At 70.7% G+C, this 19,061-nt stretch carries 16 protein-coding genes; 6 read left to right on the forward strand and 10 right to left on the reverse strand.

Features of this window, described 5'->3' with window-relative positions; translation table 11 throughout:
- Window positions 1-31 precede the first annotated feature (31 nt).
- The 3 genes from OG199_RS28210 to OG199_RS28220 all read left to right on the forward strand — a co-directional run bounded on the left by OG199_RS28210 (window position 32) and on the right by OG199_RS28220 (window position 2,878).
- A complete protein-coding gene (locus OG199_RS28210) occupies window positions 32-673 on the forward strand; it encodes a toxin-antitoxin system, toxin component family protein (RefSeq protein ID WP_401799058.1) in 642 nt (213 codons plus the stop codon).
- A 6-nt stretch (window positions 674-679) separates the two neighbouring features.
- Window positions 680-1,894 carry an MAB_1171c family putative transporter gene (locus tag OG199_RS28215; RefSeq protein ID WP_356808912.1) on the forward strand — a complete coding sequence of 405 codons (1,215 nt, stop codon included), beginning with the start codon at window positions 680-682 and terminating at the stop codon, window positions 1,892-1,894.
- 72 nt (window positions 1,895-1,966) lie between these two features.
- Window positions 1,967-2,878 (forward strand): RimK family alpha-L-glutamate ligase, encoded by a 912-nt coding sequence (locus OG199_RS28220; protein WP_405831843.1) that lies wholly within the window; start codon window positions 1,967-1,969, stop codon window positions 2,876-2,878.
- On the opposite strand, the gene OG199_RS28225 is transcribed toward OG199_RS28220, so the two are convergent.
- Entirely contained in the window at window positions 2,859-3,464 is a 606-nt protein-coding gene (locus OG199_RS28225; protein WP_405831845.1) for a hypothetical protein, read from the reverse strand. The two genes, OG199_RS28220 and OG199_RS28225, sit on opposite strands and share 20 nt — an antisense overlap.
- 192 nt (window positions 3,465-3,656) lie before the next feature.
- Here OG199_RS28225 and OG199_RS28230 point away from each other — a divergent pair, with 192 nt between their 5' ends.
- Entirely contained in the window at window positions 3,657-4,433 is a 777-nt protein-coding gene (locus OG199_RS28230) for an IclR family transcriptional regulator (RefSeq protein WP_356804871.1), read from the forward strand.
- Window positions 4,430-5,296 carry an SMP-30/gluconolactonase/LRE family protein gene (locus OG199_RS28235; RefSeq protein WP_405831848.1) on the forward strand — a complete coding sequence of 289 codons (867 nt, stop codon included), beginning with the start codon at window positions 4,430-4,432 and terminating at the stop codon, window positions 5,294-5,296. The genes OG199_RS28230 and OG199_RS28235 overlap by 4 nt, the downstream gene beginning before the upstream one ends.
- A gap of 78 nt (window positions 5,297-5,374) precedes the next feature.
- On the opposite strand, the gene OG199_RS28240 is transcribed toward OG199_RS28235, so the two are convergent.
- The 3 genes from OG199_RS28240 to OG199_RS28250 all read right to left on the reverse strand — a co-directional run bounded on the left by OG199_RS28240 (window position 5,375) and on the right by OG199_RS28250 (window position 9,547).
- Window positions 5,375-8,359 (reverse strand): beta-galactosidase, encoded by a 2,985-nt coding sequence (locus tag OG199_RS28240; RefSeq protein WP_405831849.1) that lies wholly within the window; start codon window positions 8,357-8,359, stop codon window positions 5,375-5,377.
- A gap of 103 nt (window positions 8,360-8,462) precedes the next feature.
- The gene (locus OG199_RS28245) at window positions 8,463-8,711 is read right to left on the reverse strand and encodes a DUF397 domain-containing protein (protein ID WP_356804877.1); all 249 of its coding nucleotides are present in this window, start codon (window positions 8,709-8,711) and stop codon (window positions 8,463-8,465) included.
- The gene (locus OG199_RS28250) at window positions 8,708-9,547 is read right to left on the reverse strand and encodes a Scr1 family TA system antitoxin-like transcriptional regulator (protein WP_405831851.1); all 840 of its coding nucleotides are present in this window, start codon (window positions 9,545-9,547) and stop codon (window positions 8,708-8,710) included. Before OG199_RS28250 ends, OG199_RS28245 begins: the two co-directional genes overlap by 4 nt.
- Before the next feature lie 126 nt (window positions 9,548-9,673).
- On the opposite strand from OG199_RS28250, the gene OG199_RS28255 reads away from it, so the two are divergent.
- A complete protein-coding gene (locus OG199_RS28255; protein ID WP_356804880.1) occupies window positions 9,674-10,153 on the forward strand; it encodes an ATP-binding protein in 480 nt (159 codons plus the stop codon).
- A gap of 26 nt (window positions 10,154-10,179) precedes the next feature.
- Here OG199_RS28255 and rox read toward each other — a convergent pair whose 3' ends face one another.
- From rox to chvE, 6 genes are all read right to left on the reverse strand, one after another.
- Window positions 10,180-11,631, reverse strand: coding sequence for a rifampin monooxygenase (gene rox, locus OG199_RS28260; protein WP_405831852.1), 1,452 nt, complete (start codon window positions 11,629-11,631; stop codon window positions 10,180-10,182).
- Between the two features lie 279 nt (window positions 11,632-11,910).
- Window positions 11,911-13,650, reverse strand: a complete 1,740-nt coding sequence (locus tag OG199_RS28265) for a pyridoxal phosphate-dependent aminotransferase (RefSeq protein WP_405831853.1) — start codon at window positions 13,648-13,650, stop codon at window positions 11,911-11,913.
- A 161-nt stretch (window positions 13,651-13,811) separates the two neighbouring features.
- Window positions 13,812-14,960 (reverse strand): aldose epimerase family protein, encoded by a 1,149-nt coding sequence (locus OG199_RS28270; RefSeq protein WP_405831855.1) that lies wholly within the window; start codon window positions 14,958-14,960, stop codon window positions 13,812-13,814.
- A 56-nt stretch (window positions 14,961-15,016) separates the two neighbouring features.
- Window positions 15,017-16,264: a multiple monosaccharide ABC transporter permease gene (gene mmsB / locus OG199_RS28275; RefSeq protein WP_356804888.1), complete on the reverse strand. Its 1,248-nt coding sequence runs from the start codon at window positions 16,262-16,264 to the stop codon at window positions 15,017-15,019.
- Window positions 16,261-17,811, reverse strand: a complete 1,551-nt coding sequence (mmsA, locus tag OG199_RS28280) for a multiple monosaccharide ABC transporter ATP-binding protein (RefSeq protein ID WP_356804890.1) — start codon at window positions 17,809-17,811, stop codon at window positions 16,261-16,263. The genes mmsB and mmsA overlap by 4 nt, the downstream gene beginning before the upstream one ends.
- Before the next feature lie 32 nt (window positions 17,812-17,843).
- The gene (gene chvE, locus OG199_RS28285; RefSeq protein WP_356804891.1) at window positions 17,844-18,962 is read right to left on the reverse strand and encodes a multiple monosaccharide ABC transporter substrate-binding protein; all 1,119 of its coding nucleotides are present in this window, start codon (window positions 18,960-18,962) and stop codon (window positions 17,844-17,846) included.
- Window positions 18,963-19,061 lie beyond the last annotated feature (99 nt).

Raw genomic sequence — 19,061 nt, forward strand, 5'->3', positions numbered from 1 at the left:
CGACGGAGCGAGGAGCGGGGCGGAGCGAGGAGTGACGCGGAGTGCGGCGAGCGGTGTGACGGGCAGGACGGCCGGACGGACCGGCGGCGTCTGGAAGCGCGCGGCGGCACTGTTCTCCCGCAGGGCCGACTCCGAGATGCGCGCCCTCGCGGTCGAGCTCTCCCGGGTCCTGAGGAAGCGTTTCGACCCGCCCGTCGACGTACGGGAACTGGCCGGCGCGCTCTGCGAGGAGATGAGCCGGCGCCGGGACGGCCGGCCCGTCCAGCTCCGCTTCGAACGCTTCCCCGACGAGATCGAGGTCACCGGTCTGTGGATGGAGTTCCACGACTTCGACCTCGTCATCGTCGAGGAGCGCGCCGAAGCGGTCCAGCAACTCGTCATCCTCGGGCACGAGTTGTGGCACCTGTCGGCCGGTCACGCGCACTCCCACCACCACTTCGCCGGCGCCGCCGCGCGCGCCCTGTCGGACGACCCCCGCTGGCAGGAGATCGCGCTCACCGTCGCCGCCCGCAACGGCTCGCACGAGGCCGACGAGGCCGAGGCCGAGGACTTCGGCCTGCACCTCGCGAGCGTCTTCCGCTCCTGGGTGACCGGCTCCCGCCCACAAGGACCCGCCGACCCGCTCGGACGCGCGATCCAGGCCTCCCTGGGCTACCGCGGCCCCCAGGACTGACCGGCGATGGACCCCGCCCGCTTCCTCGCCGGGATCTACATCTCCTTCTGGATACCGATCGCGGTCCTCACCGCAGCCCTCGCCATCAAGCTGCCCGGCATCGTCAAGCTCTGGAAGGATCCGCTCCTTCGGGCCGTCGGCGGCCTCCTCGTCCTCGCCTGCTGCGTCTTCGTCTTCGCCGCGCCGCCGACGATCTCCTGGACCAACCGCGTCACCGGCGTACCGAACATCTCGGCGCCCCTGCTCTACAGCCTCGTCACCGCCTTCAGCGGAGCCTGCCTGCTGATGATCACCACCTGGCGCAACGGCATCACCGACCGCGTGGCCACCCGGCGCGCCACCCGCTGGGTCGTCGCCGTGTACGCCGGCGTGATCGTCGCGCTGTGGGTGCTGTTCGCGCTCGCCGACGCGCCCGTCGAGCGGATCAGGGATCTCGACACGTACTACGCCCGCACGCCCTTCATGCGTGAGGTGATCGTGCTCTACCTGCTCGCGCACACCACGGCCTGCCTGATCACGTCCAGGCTGCTCTGGAACTGGATCCGTACCGACGGACTCGACGTATGGCTGCGCGGCGGGCTGAAGTTCCTGGGCGTCGGCTACACGGTGAACCTGGTCTACGACGCCGGGAAGCTCTGCGCCGTCGGCGCCCGCTGGAGCGGCCACGACCTGGACTGGCTGAGCACCCGGCTGGGCCCGCCGGTCGCCTCCCTCTCCGCCGTCCTGATCGCCGTCGGCTTCATCCTGCCGCACGCCGGCCAGTACCTGCAGCGGCGTGCGCGCGCCCGGCTCGGCCTCTGGCGGCTGCGGCCCCTGTACCGGCTGCTGCGCACGGTCGCGGGCAGCCGGGTCCCGCTGAGGCTCCGGGTCACTCCCGAACTGCGCCTGATGCGCCGCGAGACGTTCATCCGGGACGCGCTGCTCCACCTCTCCCGGTTCCTCGACGAGGACCTGCGGCGCACGGCGTACGAGGCGGCGGTCGGTCTGGGGTTCGAGGCCGGCCGGGCGCGGGCGCTCGCCCACGCGGTGACGGTCCAGGACGCCGTCGGGGCCGGGAGGCGAACGCGTCGGGACGGCGGCACCGTTCCTCTCGTCGGCCCGGACACCGAGAACCTGCTGGCGGAGATCGAGGCCGTGTCGGGGGCCCTGCGCCACCCCGAGGACATCCGGGCGGTGCGCGCCGTCGTGGCCGTGCCGGCCGAGCGGGTCCCGGCCCGGTGAACCCCCGGCCCCCCGCACGAGCCGGGCCCGCACGGGCGGTTGTAGCCTCCCCGGGGATCAGACGTTACGAGGATGGAGTCCGCCGTGGCCCGCACCGCCGCCCGCCCCCGCATCGCACTCGCCACCTACCGGCCGGAGGAGGGCACGACGAGCGCGGACCGGGACCTGCCCGTACTGAAGGGGGCCCTGGAGGACGCCGGCGCGCGGGCCGAGATCGCGTACTGGGACGACCAGGCGGTCGACTGGGCGGACTTCGACCTGGTCGTCATCCGCTCGACCTGGGACTACAGCTGGCGGGTGGCGGAGTTCGTGGCGTGGGCCGAGCGGGTCGCGAAGCTCACCCGGCTGGCGAATCCGGCGGCGGTCGTACGGTGGAACACCGACAAGCGGTACGTCGGCGAACTGGCCGCGGCCGGGGTGGCGACCGTGCCGACCCGGTACCTCGCGCCCGGCGATCGCGCTGACCTTCCCGGCGACCACGAGTACGTGGTGAAGCCCACGTCGGGCGCGGGCGCACGGCTCGCCGCCCGCTACCGGCCCGAGGAGCGTCAGACCGCGCTGCGACAGCTCGCCCGGATGCACGAGCGGGGGCTGACCGCCATGGTCCAGCCCTACCTGCGCGGCGTCGACACCTCCGGCGAGCGGGCGCTGCAGTTCTTCGGCGGACGCTTCCTGCACGCCGCCCGCAAGGGCGCCGTCCTCGAGCCCGGGACGGCGTACGACGCGGACAAGGTCCCGCACCCCCGGCTGGAGGTCTGGCAGCCGACCGCGGCCGAACTCGCCCTCGCCGAGCGCGCGCTGGCCGCCGTACCGTCCGGTACGGACGGGGACGCCCTGCTGTACGCCCGGGTCGATGTCGTCGACGGCGACGACGGGCAGCCGTGCGTCATGGAACTGGAACTGGTGGAACCCAACCTCTTCCTCTGGCTGCACCCGGAGTCGGTGCCCGTCGTCGCCGAGGAGATCATCCGGGCCGCCCGCTGACGGCCACCCGCTGGAGCAGCCCCCAGGTGAACTCGGCCGCGCACTCCTGCCGTGCCCCCGACGCGTCCGGGGCCGTGAAGGCGAGCCCCCAGCGGGTGGGGGCGGTGCCCTCCAGCGGCCGGGCGGGGGCGAAGGCGCGGGCGGCCTCGTCGACCGTGCAGGACCAGGGGGTCAGGTCGTCGAGGGTCTTCAGCACCGGACCGGTGACGCCGGCTGCGCGGACCAGCCACTCGTTCCAGACCACCCCGTTCGACAGGGCGAGAACCTCGAAGCGCAGGCCGGGCCAGAGGGGGACGGGCCACAGCAGGGCCTCGCAGGTGAGGTCGCCGATCCGGCGCGGGGTGACCGACTCCGGGGCACCGAGGACCGAGCGGTAGCGGTGGGCGGCGGAGCGGGAGCGCGGGGCGTGCAGCATCGCCTGCCAGCGCCGGTTGGCCTCGCGCATGTCCGCGAGGGAGGCGCCGAGTTCGCGGCGGGCGTCGTCGACGAGGTCCGGGTTGTGGTCGGCCATGCGGCGCAGCAGGACCAGTTGGAAGTCGAGCGGGGTGAAGGGGCCGGCGGGTCGCTTGGCGGGCATGGGGCCCATGATCGCGCATCGGGCCGGTACGCGGGCGGCGCCTCGTGGAAGGTGCGTACGCCTCGCCGTCCCCACCGGTCGACATCAGCCCCCGGCACCTCGCCGGCGTCCACCCATTGCCCCTCCAAGACCACCATGAGTAGCCTGTGTTCGTCATGCCGATCGTCTGTTGAAATTTCGAACATAGGGAGGGGGCCGGTTGTGGGACGCCTCGTACCTGCCGTGACCCGGGCTCTCGACATTCTCGAGCTCTTCCTCGACGGGGACGGCACGCTCTCCGCCCCCGACATCGTGCGCAGGCTGCAACTGCCGCGGACGACGGTGCACGAGCTGGTCACCACGCTCGCCGCCCGCTCGTACATCGTGCAGATACCGGGCCAGCCCGGACGCTACCGCCTCGGTGTGCGGCCGTACCAGCTCGGCAGCCGCTACGCCGAGCAGCTGGACCTCGCGGCGGAGGGCCAGCAGGTCGCCCGCTCCGTCGCCGAGACCTGCGACGAGACGGTCCATGTGGCGATCCTGGAGGGCACGGACGTCATCTACATCGCGAAGGTCGACTCCACGCACGCCGTGCGCATGGTGTCGGCGGCGGGGCGCCGCCTCCCCGCCCACTGCACCTCCGTGGGCAAGATGCTGCTCGCCTCGCTGCCCGATCCGGAGCTGGCCTCCCGCATCCCCGACGACGCGGACCTGGTCGCGATGACACCGAACAGCATCACCGAACCGGGCGCCCTGCGCGAGGCCCTGGCGGAGATCCGCCGCCGCGGTGTCGCGGTGGAGAGCCGTGAGTCGAACCCGGACGTCAGCTGTGTCGCCGCCCCGGTGCGCGACCGGGCGGGACAGGTCGTCGCCGCGCTCTCCATCTCCGTACCGATGATCCGCTGGAGCGACGAGCGCCGCGGCGAGCTGGAGCAGCTCGCCGCGAAGGGCGCCGCCGAGCTCTCCGAGCGGCTCGGACACCGGAGCGTGGTGGGATGAGCGACCTCGACGTCGCGATACGCGCCGACGCGGCCCTCGGCGAGGGCCCGACCTGGGACACCCGCGAACAGCGGCTGATCTGGGTCGACATCCTCGGCTCCCGGGTCCACACCTACGATCCCCGTACCGGGCGCCGTACGGTCATGGTCACCGAGCAGCACGTGGGCGCCGCCAAGCCTCGCGCGGGCGGCGGTCTCGTGGTCAACCTCCGGGACGGCGTGGGGCTGTACGGTCCCGCCGGCTCGTCCGGCTCGTCCGGGGAATTCCGCTGGCTGCACCGCGACCTCGTCCCCGGCCGCCGGGGCAACGACGCGGCGGTCGCCCCCGACGGCGCGCTCTGGGCCGGCAGCATGCGCTACGACGAGGCACGGGGCGGCGGCGCGCTGTCCCGGATCGCCGCGGACGGCACCGCGCACACCGTCCTGGACGACGTCACGGTCAGCAACGGCACGGGATGGAGCCCCGACGGCCGGCTGATGTACTACATCGACACACCGACCCGGCGGATCGACGTCTTCGACGTCGGCGAGGACCAACTGCCGTACAACAAGCGGGCGTTGGTGGACATCGCTGCGGACGAGGGTTATCCGGACGGACTCACCGTGGACGCCGAGGGCTGCGTCTGGGTGGCGTTCTGGGACGGCGGCGCGGTCCGCCGCTACACCCCCGACGGCGGTCTCGACCGTGTGATCGCCCTCCCGGTGCGCCGCCCCACCGCCTGCGCGTTCGGCGGCGCCGGCCTGACCGACCTGTACATCACCACCGCCCGTACGGGTCTGGTCGCGCCGCATCCGCTCTCCGGCTCGGTGCTCGTCGTCCCCGGCGCCGGCAAGGGCCTGGCCCAGCCCGCGTTCGCCGGCTGACGGCTTTCCGAAGACCGGCTTCCCCGGATCCCCCGCCCGGTCACCGACCGGGCGGGGACGATCGGGTCGCGCCGCCGGTCACCGGCCGGGGGAGTTCACCTGCGTCACCGGCACCCCTCCGGCCGCACTGCCCATCAGTGTCAGACGCACCGTGCCCGGACCCGCGGGTGTGGTCCCGTCCGCCAGCACGGCGAGAGCCAGGGTGTTGGCACCACGTGTGTTCAGCACCCCGTTCGGCAGCACGAAGGTGTGCTGCGGGCCTACGTCGTTGATGTACTGGCCCAGGTTCCAGCCGTTCAGGAAGATCTGGACACGGTAGGCGCGGGACGGGTCGTCGGTGAGGGTGAGTCCGATCGAGGCGTCCACGCCGGGATCCACGGCGAGCCGGAACCCGGTGCGGTACCAGCAGACGCCCTGCCCCCGCCGCGCCCGCGGGAACTCCACCGTCTGCCAGCCGCCGTCCGCGAACCCCGGCAGATGCCAGCCCTGCCGCTCCCCGTACAGCCCGCCGTGGTTCAGCGGCCCGCGCACCGGGTCCGCTTTGGCGGCGCCCTGGATCCGCCAGGAGAGCTTGGGTGCGGCGCCGTCGAAGGTCACGGCCGTCAGCCCGCGGGCCGCCTTGTGCGTGTCCCGGGCCGTGCCGTCCTGGTCGTGCTGCATCCGGCGCACGAGGACGGACAGGACGTGCGGCCCCTTCGCCCGGCTCGCCTCCGGTGTGATCGGGAAGGTGGCCGTGGCGGCCCAGGTCCCCTGCCGGACCGTCTTCTTGTCCGGCACCGGCATCCGGTGCGTGCCCAGCGGCCTGCCGTCCAGCCACGCCATCAGCAGCCCCTGCGTGCCCGTGACGTACGACAGGGACACCGACCGCGCGTCGGCCGCGTCCGCGAAATGGCCCCGGTACCAGACGTCCCCGTAGTGGAAGCCGTAGTCGTCGGCGAACAGGACGGGCTGTCCGGCCGGTACGGGGGTGACGCTGTGGGACGACGTCCGGTCCGCGGTCCGCCAGGCCGAGTCGTCGAATTTCGCGGCGGACTCAGGATTCTCGGTGTGGTGGCGCCACTTCCCCAGCGCCGGGAGCGTGACGGCCGGTACGCCGGGCAGCCGCCGCTCGGCCAGCCGGCTGCCGGACGTGGTGGCACGGGTGCGCAGCGTGCCCTGGTTCCAGACCACGCCGTCCACTCCGCGCGGCCCCCACACCTCCAGGTCCGCGGGCGACACCGTGTCCCCGGTGAGGTGGACGGTCGTGCCGCGCAGTTCAGCGGTGCGCACCAGGGCCGGGCCGCGCACCAGGACCGGGCCGGACGGGGTGTCGTGACGCCACAGCCGCGCCGAGGCCGCGTCGTCGGCGAGGAGCAGCAGAAGCGGCGCGGTGCTGCCGCCGCCCTCCACCAACACGCGCGTCAGACCGCCGAGTTCCGCGTCGATACGGAGGAGGCCGTGTGCGTGCTCGTGGCGTGCGCCGCCCTCCAGCACGGTGACCTTCGGCGCGCTCGCGCACTCCAGCACCGTCCAGGTCGCCTCGCCCTTCCGTCCCGTGAACACCGCGATGTCCTGGCGTCCGGCGGCCATCCGCAGCATGGGCTGCGCGCTGGAGTACCGCAGCGTCCGCCGCCCGAGGGAGAGTCCGGTGGCGAGCAGCCGGGCGTCGAGGCCGGGGAGGGGCACGCGGACGCTCTCGCCGGCGAGCGTGACGTCGGCCACGACGTCGGCGGGCCGGTCGTTGCGCAGCACGTGGAAGTGCGCCTTGGTGTCGGGATTGACGAGGTGGTACGCCGTGATCCCGGAGACGGCCCGTGACCCGCCGCCGCCCTCGCCGACCGCGACGGCCGGCGCCCGGTCCAGTTTGGCGAGGTCGGGCACGGAGTGCAGGAGCTGCCCGATCTGGTGCATCGGGACCAGCTTCGGGGTCGGCCTGCGGGCCTCGTCGAGGGCGGCCCCGTAGTCGTACGACGTGTAGACGACCGGCGCGGGCAGCCAGCCCCAGGACGTACCGCCGAAGGTCATGTAGACGTTGTGGACCTTGATGCCGTTGGCGAGGTTGGTGAGGTAGAAACGCCGCTCGTACGCCGCGTCCCGGGTGCGGGCCGACTCCGCGTACCCCTTGCCGTCGAACTCCACCCCGCCCCACGGGTCGAACCAGCCGCCGCCGAACTCGGCCAGGAATCCGGGGGTCCCGGGGCTCGCGGTCGCGCCGCCCTTCGTCCCGCCGATGCCGTAGTAGCCCCAGTCCGGCGGCTGTTCGGCCGGGGACGGGTAGCCGTCGAACCCGTACAGGTAACGGCCCTTCTCCCCGCCGGTGCTGAAGGTCCCCGGGGCCCAGTGGCCGTTCCTGCCCTTGTCGTTGTGGAACAGCGGTACGTCGATGCCGTCGGCGCGGACCTTGGCGTACAGGTGGGCCATGTAGTCGCGGCCGAGCGGGCTGGTGACGTTGTTCGCGTACTCGTTCTCCAGCTGGTAGAGGACGATCGTGCCGCCGCCGTCGGTGTGCAGGTGCCGGGAGGCGACCCGGTTCACGGCCGTCAGCCACTCGTCCACGTGCGACAGGTACGTCGGGTCGGAGGTCCGTGCGGTGCCCTTGGTGGCCGTCAGCCAGCCCGGGAAGCCGCCGGCGTCGACCTCGGCGTTGATGTACGGGCCGGGCCGCAGGATCACGTACAGACCCGTCTCGGCCGCCGTGCGCAGGAACAGGCCGAGGTCACGGACGCCCGTGAAGTCGTAGTGCCCCGGGGCGGGGGAGTGGAAGTTCCAGGAGACGTAGACGCTGATCGTGTTGTAGCCGTGGGCGCGCAGCTTCTGCAGCACGTCGCGCCAGAGGGAGGGGCTCGGCAGCCGGAAGGGGTGGACCTCGCCGGACCACAGGACCACGCGCCTGCCGTCGATCAGCATGGAGTAGCTGTCGAACCCGATGGTGTGCCGCCGTCCGTCGGCGCCGGGCGGTCCGGGCGCGGGCCCGGTGGGCGCGGTGCCGGCCGCGTACGCGCCGCCCTCCGCGCTGCCGCCCAGCGTGAGTCCCAGCGCGGCGGTGCCGGCGAGTGCGCTGAAGGTTCGTCTGCTCAACACCATGCGGGGCCTCCCAGGGACAGCGGCGTCGCTGTGATCATTGTCCACAGCGATACGTCCTATTCCGGTCATATGAGGTTCCCGGCGCGGCAAGGGCTACCGGGCCTCAGGCGCGGGTGACGGCGTAGGTGAGGAAGTCGGACCAGGTGACGGGGGAGAGGGCGAGGTGGGGGCCCAGGGGGTTCTTGGAGTCGCGGACGTGGATGGTGCGGGGGGAGGTGGCGACCTCTACGCAGTCGCCCTGACTGCCGCTGCTGTAGCTGGATTTGCGCCAGGAAAGGGCTACTTCGACGCAGTCGCCGGAGCCGCCGCTGCTGTAGCTCGACTTGAACCACGTCAGTTCGCCGGTGCTCATAGGTCTCCTCGCATGCGCTGCATGAGGCTCAGGGAATCTTCAAGGGTGAGAGCCTGTGAACGCATCCTGGCATACCGCATCTGGAGCATGCTGACGACCTTCGGATCAGCGATGAGCTGGCCGCTCTCCTGCCCCTCGCAGTAGACGAACCAGCGGTTGTCGGGTGTCTCCAGCAACTGCATGGGACCGTCGAGCCCCGCATGTGTCTCCCGTACCTGCGGCATGACCTGGATCTCGACGTTCCGCAGCTGGGCGATCTCCAGGACGTGATCGATGAGCCCTCGCGTGACCTCCACCCCGCCCGTGCGCCGCAGGAGCAGCCCCTCCTCCAGGATGAAGCCGAACGCCGTGTTCGGGCGCTCCCGCAACAGTCGCTGGCGTTCCGCCCGCGCCACCCACTGCGCTTCGATCTGTGCGTCGTCCAGTGGGGGCAGCTGGTTCGTGAACAACGTGCGCGCATACGCCTCCGTCTGCAACAACCCCGGAAGCAACCGGCACTCGTACGTGTAGAGGGTGATCGCGGTCGCCTCCAGCCGCGCCCACTGCCGGAACCACGCCGCCAGCCCCGGCTGCCGTGCCAGATGCCCCGCCGCCTTCCGTAACGCCCCGGTGTTCCCCAGCGCCGCCTCCGCCCGCTCGACGAACGTCGGGTCCGGCATACGGCGGCCCAACTCCACCGAAGCAACGGTGTGTTTGGAGAACCGCACCCGCTCGCCGAACTCCTCCCGGCTCAGCCCCGCATGCTCCCGCAACGCCTGTACGACCGCGCCGAACGTCCGCAGACTGTCCGACGACTCCGGCTCGCCACCCGTCCCCACCGCACCCTCGACCGCCATGGTCACCTCCCCCACCCATGGTCACGCCCCGTGACCGGTACTGTCCACCCCGTCACCGCGTACGCTCCCGTGGCGTACGCGGCGCCGACCTGGTGAAGTGCCCTCGCGCACCGTCAGATTGGGGGCATGACCGCACCACCCACCCCCCGACGCCCGGTTACCGTACGTGTGTTCACGCAGCGCTTCAGCGCCACTCCGCGCGGCGCCCGCCTCGCCCGCCACCTCGCCCTGGACCAGCTGCGCACCTGGGGCATCCCGCACGGCACGGACGCCTCCGACACCGCCGCCGTGATCGTGGCCGAGCTCGCCGCCAACGCGGTGACCCACGGCCGGGTGCCCGGCCGCGACTTCGAGCTGCGGCTCTCCCTCGTCACGGGCAGCGTCCGGGTCGAGGTCACCGACACACGCGACGGGACGCGTCCGCCCGGACCGGGTGACGTACCGCCTGCGGACCCGCTCGGCGAACACGGGCGCGGGCTCGTCCTCGTCGAGGCGCTCGCCGACCGGTGGGAGGTGCGGGACCGGGAACCGCCCGGCAAGACGGTCCGCGCCGAGATCGACCTGCCGGGATGGTCGGCCCTGACCGGACGGGCGGGCGGCCGGTGAACGGGACGGCGCGGAGCGGCGCGCGGTCAGGCGGCGGACACGCCGAACCACCTCGGCAGCACGCCGAGCAGATCCTCCTGGTCCTCGCCGGCCCACGCCACATGACCGTCCGGGCGCAACAGCACGGCGGACACGTCCAGTTCCTCGCCGGCGTCGACGACGTGGTCGACCCGGTCCGCCCAGCCCGTCACCGAGAGCCGCCCCGTCCGGTCGAGCAGCAGACCGCGGCCGGTGTGCATCAGCGCGTAGAGGCGACCCTGCTTCAGTTCCATGTCGCGCAACCGCCGGCCGAGCAGGTCGTGCCCCTCGCCGAAGTCGTAGCGGACCCCGACCGCGGTGATCATCTCGGTGACGTACCGGTTCACCTCCTCGAACTCCATGAGTGTCGAGAACAGCTCGCGCAGCGCGGTCGCCCCCGCGTCGCTCCCCAGCAGCGTGATCTGCGCGCGGGTGTTGTCCAGCACGCGGGCGCCCACCGGGTGGCGTTCGGCGTGGTAGCTGTCCAGGAGGCCTTCCGGTGCCCAGCCGCCGACCGCGGCGGCCAGCTTCCAGCCGAGGTTGAACGCGTCCTGGACACCGAGGTTGAGCCCCTGCCCGCCGGTCGGCGGGTGGATGTGCGCCGCGTCGCCGGCCAGCATGACCCGGCCGACCCGGTAGCGCTCGGCCTGCCGGGTCGCGTCGCCGAACCGCGACAGGCGGCGCGGCGAGTGCACGCCGAAGTCGGTGCCCGCGACCGCCCGCAGCCGCTGCCTGAACTCCTCCAGGGTCGGCGCGGTCGCACGGTCCTCCGCCACCCCGTCGGCGGGCACGATGACGCGGTACGTCCCGTCCCCGTTGGCGATGGTGCCGAACCGCAGCTGGGTCCTGCGGACCTCCGCGACGACGGCTTCGACGGTCGCCCGGTCCTCGGTCATCTCCACGTCGCCCAGCAGCGTCTCGACCTTGGCGGGCTCCCCGGGGAAGCCGACACCGAGCAGCTTGCGCACCACACTGCGCCCGCCGTCGCACCCGACGGCGTACCGCGCGCGCAGTCGTGTGCCGTCCGCGAGATCGACGCTCACCCCGGCGGCGGCCCCGTTCTCGTCCTCGACCTCGTCCTGACTCAGTCCGACCACCTCGTGGCCGCGCCGGATCTCCGCACCGAGCTCCAGGGCGCGCTCGTGGAGCAGGCGCTCGGTGACCGGCTGCAGGGTGGAGAGGCCGTACGGGTGCGCTGTGTCCACCCCGTCGGGCCACGGCTTGTGGATGCCGCCGAAGAAACCGCCGACCTGGAACTTCTCACTGACCGCGAGGAACCGGTCCAGCAGGCCGCGCTGGTCCATGATCTCGACGCTGCGCGCGTGCAGGCCGCGTCCGCGGGACTCCGCGGTCGGCTCGGACAGCTTGTCCAGCACGACCACGTGCACGTCGTGCAGCCGCAGCTCACAGGCCAGCATCAACCCGGTCGGTCCGCCGCCGACCACGATCACGTCAATCATCGGAACGCCCGTTCAAGGAGAGGGGATGGCCGCCGGCCGCTCCGCGCGCACGCCACCCGATGTCATACGCGGACAACGGCACGCGTACGTCGTGAAGTGGGCATTTGCGAAGCTTCCGGCCTCGGTCGACGATTCTGCGGCATGACCGGGGCCTTGCCGCAAGCCCCCTGGCGCGCTATACGTTGAAGAGGGCAAGGAGCGGGAGTTCTCCTTGCCCTCTGTCGTACGCGGAACCCGGAACCCGGATCCCGGGAGGATCTCCCGTGGTGAGCGTCCGCCCTAGCCGACCTGGTTGTACATCGCGCCGGCCGCCGGCCAGCCCGTCGGCTGGGGTGTCGGTTCCGGCTCCGGCTGGGTGCGGCCCCGGACCTGGGCGGCGGTCAGCCCGCCGTTGCGCAGTCCGGGCATCGCGGTCTGGCCGAGCCCGGCGGCCGGGGCGGGGGTCATGCCGGGCATACCGGTCGTGTTGGGCATGCTGGGCATGGGTGGCGCGGGCATCGGCGCCTGCGCGACCGCCTGCATCGGCGGGGGCGGCATCTGGGCCACCGCCTGCATCGGCGGGGGCGGCATCTGGGCGACCGCGGGCATGGGCTGCTGCTGCGGCGGGGCGGCCGGGGGCATGGGGGCCATGGGGGCCATGGGAGGCATCATGGCGGCCGCCGGAGCGGGGGCGGGCATCATGGCGGCGGCCGGCGCGGGCATCAGTCCGGGCATGCCGCCGGGCAGCTGCGCCGGAGCCTGGGCCGGGCCCGGCCAGGTCTGCGCGGGCGGCAGACCGGGCATCGCGGCGGCCTGCGCGGCCAGCGGCATGCCGACCCCGTTCGTCTCGCTGATCAGACGGTCCACCGCCGCCGTGCCCGAGCTGTAGCTGGTCCCTGCGCTCGGCTCGGGCACGGCGGCTCCCCTCCTGGACCCGTAGAGCACCTGCTCCAGGCCGGACACCAGGCGACGCACGTCCACCTGGGGGCGCACCACGAGTCTCAGGAAGCGACTGGACGAACCGATCTTGTTGCCGCACTCGCGGACCAGGATCCGGTGCTCGGTGAGCAGCCTGTCGCGGACGACGGTGCCCTCGGCGCCCACGGGCAGCCGTACGAACAGGAAGTTGCCCTGCGAGGGGTAGACCGTCAGGCCGGGCAGCGCGGTCAGCTGACGCGCCATGTCGAGCCGGTCGCGGCGCACCAGGTGCAGGCTCTCCATGTACTCGGCGCCGTGCTCCTTGAGCATGAACACCACGGTCTCCGCGAAGGAGTTGAGGTTCCACTTGGGCAGCATGGAGCGGATCTTGCCCGCGAGCGCGGGGTTGGCCACGAGGTAGCCGAAGCGGATGCCGTGCAGACCGAAGTTCTTGCCGAGGCTGCGCAGCACGATCACGTTGGGCCGCAGCACCGCCTCCTCGACGACACTCGGCTCGTTCTCCGCGTCGGCGAACTCCAGGAACGACTCGTCGATGATCACCAGGTCCAGGTCCTGGAGCGCGTCCATGAAGTTCACGACCGTCTGCCGGCTCAGGAAGCCGCCGTCCGGGTTGTTGGGGTTGCAGATGACGGCGACCCGGGTGCCCCGGGCGCGGATGAACTGGATGTACTTCGCGGGGTCCAGGGCGAAGCCCGTCGACTCCTGGAGCGGGAACATGTCGACACGCTTGCCGGTCTCCATCGGCTGGTCGGTCCAGCGGCCGAAGGTGGGGACGGGGATGGCGAGGGACTCGCGGACCAGCAGGTGGTCGATCCAGGTGATCAGTTCCGTGGAACCGTTGCCCATGGCGACACAGCTCGGCGGGAGCTGGAGCAGCGAGCACAGCTCGGCCGTGATGGTGTCGGCGCTGCTCGGGTAGTAGGTGATGATCTCGCGCAGCCGCCCGGCCAGTTCGTCGAACATGCCGGGCGTGGGGAAGTACGGGTTGCACGGGATGCAGAAGTCGATCGGGCCGACTCCGTCGCTCTCGCGGGCGAGCGCAGCCATCGAGGGGCTGTGCGCCGCAGTGCCGCGGAACAGCGAGGCGACGTTGTCGGCCATGGAACCTCCGTCTCTGGGTGGCCCGTGCGGGGGAACACGGGCCGCCCCTTCATACGGAGAGAGGAGTGGCGCTGTTCAACTCGTGAGGATCCCGTGAGGGTCCGCGCGCCGGGGCAACCTCAGGGCCCTCGACGGCGTCCGGCGCCGGCCGACTCGGGGTGTCAGGTGCCGAAGGAGTGCACCGTCGTCGTGCGGTACGTCCGCCCCGGGCGCAGCACCGTCGAGGGGAACGAGGGATGGTTCGGGGAGTCCGGGAAGTGCTGGGTCTCCAGGCACATGCCGTCGCCCTGCCGGTAGGTGTGTCCGGAGGTGCCCACCAGGGTGCCGTCCAGGAAGTTGCCCGAGTAGAACTGCACGCCGGGCTGGTCGGTCGCGATCTTCAGTGTGCGGCCGGAGTCCGGGTCGCGCAGGGTGGCGATGTGCTCGGGCCGGGCGGTGAGGCCCTTGTCGAGCACCCAGTTGTGGTCGAAGCCCTTGGCCGTGACCAGCTGGGGGTGGCCGGCCCGGATGTCGCGGCCGACCGGCTTGGCGCGCCGGAAGTCGAAGGGGGTGCCGGCGACCCCGGCCAGCTCGCCGGTGGGGATCAGACCGGCGTCGGTGGGTGTGAAGCGCCGTGCGGCCAGGGTGAGTTCGTGGTCGTAGATGCCACCGCGGCCCTCACCGGCGAGGTTGTAGTACGTGTGGTTGGTGAGGTTGACGACCGTGGCCTTGTCGGTGGTGGCCTCGTAGTCGATGCGCCAGTCGCCGTGCCGGGTCAGGGTGTAGGTCACCTTCACCCTGAGCGTGCCCGGGTAGCCCATCTCGCCGTCGATGCTGGTGTAGTGCAGGTGCAGGCCGACGTCGGAGCCGGAGGTGAAGCCCTCGATGTCCCAGACCTTGGTGTTGAAGCCCTTGGCCCCGCCGTGCAGGCTGTTCACGCCGTCGTTGACGGAGAGCTGGTAGGCCTTGCCGTCGAGGGTGAAGCGGCCGCCCGCTATGCGGTTGCCGTAGCGGCCGATCGTCGCCCCGAAGAACGTCGTGCCGGCCACGTACGACGCGAGGTTGTCGTACCCGAGGGAGACGTTCGCGTAGCGGCCGTGCCGGTCGGGGATCTCCAGCGACTGGACGATCCCGCCGTAGGAGATGACCTTCAGACGTGTGCCGCCGTTCTCCAGCGACCAGCGGTGGACCTTCGTGCCGTCGGCGAGCCTGCCGAAGAGCTCCTTCACCGGCTTCCCGCCCCCGGTGCCGGCGTGTGCGGTGCCGACCGTGGCGGCGGTGACGCCCGCGGCGGCCGCCGCGGCGATGATCGTTCGTCTGCTGGTTTCCATGTGACGGCTCCTGCAGTGGAAGTGAAGGCCCCCACCGAAGTGGGGGCCCTAGCGACTTACGAACCGACCTTGCGCTTGTTCCACACGTCGAACCCGACCGCGGCCAGCAGTACCAGACCCTTGATGACCTGCTGCCAGTCGCTGCCGATGCCGACGAGGTTCATGCCGTTGTTCAGCACGCCCAGGACGAGACCACCGATGATCGCGCCGAGGACCGTGCCCACGCCGCCGCTCATCGACGCGCCGCCGATGAACGAGGCCGCGATCGCTTCGAGCTCGAAGTTCAGACCGGCCTTGGGCGAGGCCGCGTTGAAGCGGGCGGCGAAGACCAGACCCGCCAGGGCCGCGAGCATGCCCATGTTCAGGAAGACCAGGAAGGTGACCTTCTTGTCCTTCACGCCCGACAGCTTCGCCGCCGGGAGGTTGCCGCCGATCGCGTAGATGTGGCGGCCGATGACCGCGTTGCGCATCAGGTAGCCGAAGCCGGCGACCAGGACGCCGAGGATCAGCAGGACCACCGGCGCGCCCTTGTAACTGGCGAGCAGCATGGTGACCGTGAGGACGGCGGCGATCAGCGCGACGAGCTTGAGCAGGAAGAGGTTCCTGGGCAGGACGCCGAGCGAGAACTCCTGCTGCCGCTTGCGGTCACGGACCTCCTGGAACACCACGAAGGCGATCAGGGCGATACCGAGCAGCAGCGTGAGGTTGTGGTAGTTCGTGTCGGGCCCGACCTCGGGCAGGAAGCTGTTGGCGACCTTCTGCAGACCCTCGGGGAACGGGCCGATCGTCTGGCCCTTGAGGAAGATCTCGGTCAGACCGCGGAAGGTCAGCATGCCCGCCAGGGTCACGATGAACGACGGTATGCCGAGATACGCGATGAGGAAGCCCTGCGCCGCGCCCGCGGCCGCGCCGATGGCCAGGCACAGCACCAGGGCGAGCGGCCAGGAGAGGCTGTGGTTGACCATCAGCACGGCGCCGATCGCGCCCACGAACGCCGTCAGCGAGCCGACCGACAGGTCGATGTGGCCCGCGATGATGACGAGCATCATGCCGATCGCGAGGATCAGGATGTAGCTGTTCTGGAGGACCAGGTTGGAGACGTTGCGCGGCAGCAGCAGGTCGCCGTCGGTCCACACGGCGAACAGCACCACGATCAGACCGAGGGCGAACAGCATGCCGTACTGCCGCATGTTGCGGCGCATGCCGTCGAGGAGCAGCTGCAGCAGACCCTCACCCCCGGTGGCCGATCCGCTCTTTCCCGGCGGCGCGGGGGCCGGCGTCTTGGCGGTCACATCCGTGCTCATCGCGTTACCTCTTTGTCCTTCGTCATCTGACGCATCAGCGTTTCCTGCGAGGCCTCCGCCCGCGAGAACTCACCGGTCAGCCGTCCCGCTGCCATCGTGTAGATGCGGTCGCACATGCCGAGCAGCTCGGGCAGCTCGGAGGAGATGAAGACGACCGCCTTGCCCTCGGCCGCCAGTTTGTCGATGACCGTGTAGATCTCGAACTTGGCGCCGACGTCGATCCCGCGGGTCGGCTCGTCCAGGATCAGCACCTCCGGCCCTGCGAAGATCCACTTGCTCAGGACGACCTTCTGCTGGTTGCCGCCCGACAGTTTGCCCACCGGCTCGAACACCGTGGGTGCCTTGATGTTCATCGACTTGCGGAAGCCCTCGGAGACCTGCCGCTCCTCGTGCTCGTCGACGATCCCGCGCTGGGCGACCTTGTCCAGGGCGCTGAGCGTGATGTTGCGGTTGATCGTGTCGATGAGGTTGAGGCCGTAGTGCTTGCGGTCCTCGGTGACGTACGCGATCCCGTGCCCGACCGCCTCGGACACGGTCTTGGTCCGGATCTCCTTGCCGTCCCTGAGCACCGTGCCGCCCGCGTAGCGGCCGTAGGCGCGCCCGAAGACGTTCATCGCCAGTTCGGTGCGTCCGGCGCCCATGAGCCCGGCGATGCCGACGATCTCACCGCGCCGTACGGTGATCGACACGTCGTCGACCACCTTGCGCTGCTGGTCGATCGGGTGGAACACGGTCCAGTCGCGGATCTCCAGGGCGGGCGCGGCGCCCTCCTCGGGGTGGTGCGGTGTCCGCTCCGGGAAGCGGTGCTCGAGGTCGCGTCCGACCATGCCGCTGATGATCCGGTCCTCGGTGGTCTCCGCCGCCTTCACGTCGAGCGTCTCGATGGTCCGGCCGTCGCGCAGGATGGTGACCGAGTCCGCGACCCGCTCGATCTCGTTCAGCTTGTGGGAAATGATGATCGAGGTCATGCCCTGGTTCTTCAACTCCAGGATGAGATCCAGGAGTTTGCCGCTGTCCTCGTCGTTCAGGGCGGCGGTCGGCTCGTCCAGGATGAGCAGCTTCACCTTCTTCGAGAGCGCCTTCGCGATCTCGACGAGCTGCTGCTTGCCCACGCCGATGTCGGCGACGCGGGTCTGCGGGTTCTCGTCGAGTCCGACCCGCCGCAGCAGCTCGGAGGCGTGCCGCAGTGTCTCGGTCCAGCTGATGAGCCCGCGGGTGGCGTGCTCGTTGCCGAGGAAGATGTTCTCCGCGATGGAGAGGTAGGGCACCAGGGCCAGCTCCTGGTGGATGATCACGATGCCGCGCTGCTCACTGGCCCTGATGTCCTTGAACGTGCAGACCTCCGACTCGAAGAGGATGTCCCCTTCGTAACTCCCGTGCGGATGAACGCCGGAGAGGACCTTCATCAAGGTCGACTTGCCGGCGCCGTTCTCCCCGCAGATGGCATGGACCTCGCCCTGCTGGACGGTCAGAGTGACGTCCGACAGCGCCTTGACGCCGGGAAAGGTCTTGACGATCGAGCGCATTTCCAGGACGGGTCCCGCCATGGTCGTGCCTTCCAATCACTAGGAGGTGGCGGTTACTTGAGGTCGCTGTCCTTGTAGTAGCCGGTGGCGACCAGTTCCTTCTCGTAGTTGGTCTTGTCGACGCTGACCGGCTGCAGCAGGTACGCGGGGACGACCTTGGTGCCGTTGTCGTAGGTCTTGTCGTCGTTGATCTCGGGCTTCTTGCCCTTGAGCGCCGCGTCGACCATGTTCGAGGCCACCGTCGCCAGCTTGCGGGTGTCCTTGTAGACGGTCATCGTCTGCTCGCCCGCGATGATCGACTTCACCGACGCGAGCTCGGCGTCCTGGCCGGACACGATCGGCAGCGGCTTGCTCTTGGAGCCGTAGTCGTCCGACTTCAGCGACGAGAGGATGCCGATGGAGATGCCGTCGTAGGGCGAGAGCACCGCGTCGACGTGGGCCGTCTTGTACGCCGAGGTGAGGATGTCGTCCATGCGCTTCTGCGCGGTGCCGCCGTCCCAGCGCAGCGTGGTGACCTGGTTCAGCTGCGTCTGGCCGGACTTGACGACGAGCTGCTTCTTGTCGATGTACGGCTGCAGGACGCTCATCGCGCCCTGGAAGAAGTACTTCGTGTTGTTGTCGTCGTTCGAGCCGGCGAACAGCTCGATGTTGAACGGGCCCTTCTTGCTGCCGTCCTTCAGGCCGAGCTTGTCGACGATGTAACCCGCCTGCAGCTCACCGACCTTGGTGTTGTCGAACGACGCGTAGTAGTCGACGTTCTTGGTGCCGAGGATGAGGCGGTCGTAGGAGATCACCGGGATCTTGGCGTCGGCGGCCTGCTGGAGCACGTTGTTCATCGACTTGTTGTCGATGGCCGCGATGATCAGGGCCTTCACGCCCTGCGTGATCATGTTCTCGATCTGCGAGACCTGCTGGTCCGGGTCGTCCTCACCGAAGGCCAGCTTGGTCTTGTACCCCTTGGACTGAAGGTCCTTGACCACGTTGTTGCCGTCCCCGATCCAGCGCTCGGAGGACTTGGTCGGCATCGAGATGCCGATGGTGGCGCCCTTGATGTCCTTGCTGTCGCTCTTGCTGCCTCCGTCGCTGCTCTGGCCGCAGGCGGACAGGGACAGCGCGAGGGACGCGGCGCCGGCTATGGCGGTGAGGGCAGCTCTGCGATTGCGCATGATCATCTTCCTTGATGTCGTGGACCGGGCTCGGCCTCGCGATGCGGGGACGCTCCGTGGGGCGGTGCGAAGAAAAGACCGAGAAGAGGTGTGTGGGATTGTGCG

This window comes from Streptomyces sp. NBC_01176, from assembly GCF_045039825.1.
GTDB lineage: Bacteria > Actinomycetota > Actinomycetes > Streptomycetales > Streptomycetaceae > Streptomyces.

Coding starts and splice junctions, on each gene's coding strand:
- OG199_RS28215 (WP_356808912.1), top strand. CDS start 680: ATGGACCCCGCCCGCTTCCTCGCCGGGATCTACATCTCCTTCTGGATA.
- OG199_RS28220 (WP_405831843.1), top strand. CDS start 1,967: ATGGAGTCCGCCGTGGCCCGCACCGCCGCCCGCCCCCGCATCGCACTC.
- OG199_RS28225 (WP_405831845.1), bottom strand. CDS start 3,464: ATGGGCCCCATGCCCGCCAAGCGACCCGCCGGCCCCTTCACCCCGCTC.
- OG199_RS28235 (WP_405831848.1), top strand. CDS start 4,430: ATGAGCGACCTCGACGTCGCGATACGCGCCGACGCGGCCCTCGGCGAG.
- OG199_RS28240 (WP_405831849.1), bottom strand. CDS start 8,359: ATGGTGTTGAGCAGACGAACCTTCAGCGCACTCGCCGGCACCGCCGCG.
- OG199_RS28245 (WP_356804877.1), bottom strand. CDS start 8,711: ATGAGCACCGGCGAACTGACGTGGTTCAAGTCGAGCTACAGCAGCGGC.
- OG199_RS28250 (WP_405831851.1), bottom strand. CDS start 9,547: ATGGCGGTCGAGGGTGCGGTGGGGACGGGTGGCGAGCCGGAGTCGTCG.
- OG199_RS28255 (WP_356804880.1), top strand. CDS start 9,674: ATGACCGCACCACCCACCCCCCGACGCCCGGTTACCGTACGTGTGTTC.
- rox (WP_405831852.1), bottom strand. CDS start 11,631: ATGATTGACGTGATCGTGGTCGGCGGCGGACCGACCGGGTTGATGCTG.
- OG199_RS28265 (WP_405831853.1), bottom strand. CDS start 13,650: ATGGCCGACAACGTCGCCTCGCTGTTCCGCGGCACTGCGGCGCACAGC.
- OG199_RS28270 (WP_405831855.1), bottom strand. CDS start 14,960: ATGGAAACCAGCAGACGAACGATCATCGCCGCGGCGGCCGCCGCGGGC.
- mmsB (WP_356804888.1), bottom strand. CDS start 16,264: ATGAGCACGGATGTGACCGCCAAGACGCCGGCCCCCGCGCCGCCGGGA.
- mmsA (WP_356804890.1), bottom strand. CDS start 17,811: ATGGCGGGACCCGTCCTGGAAATGCGCTCGATCGTCAAGACCTTTCCC.
- chvE (WP_356804891.1), bottom strand. CDS start 18,962: ATGATCATGCGCAATCGCAGAGCTGCCCTCACCGCCATAGCCGGCGCC.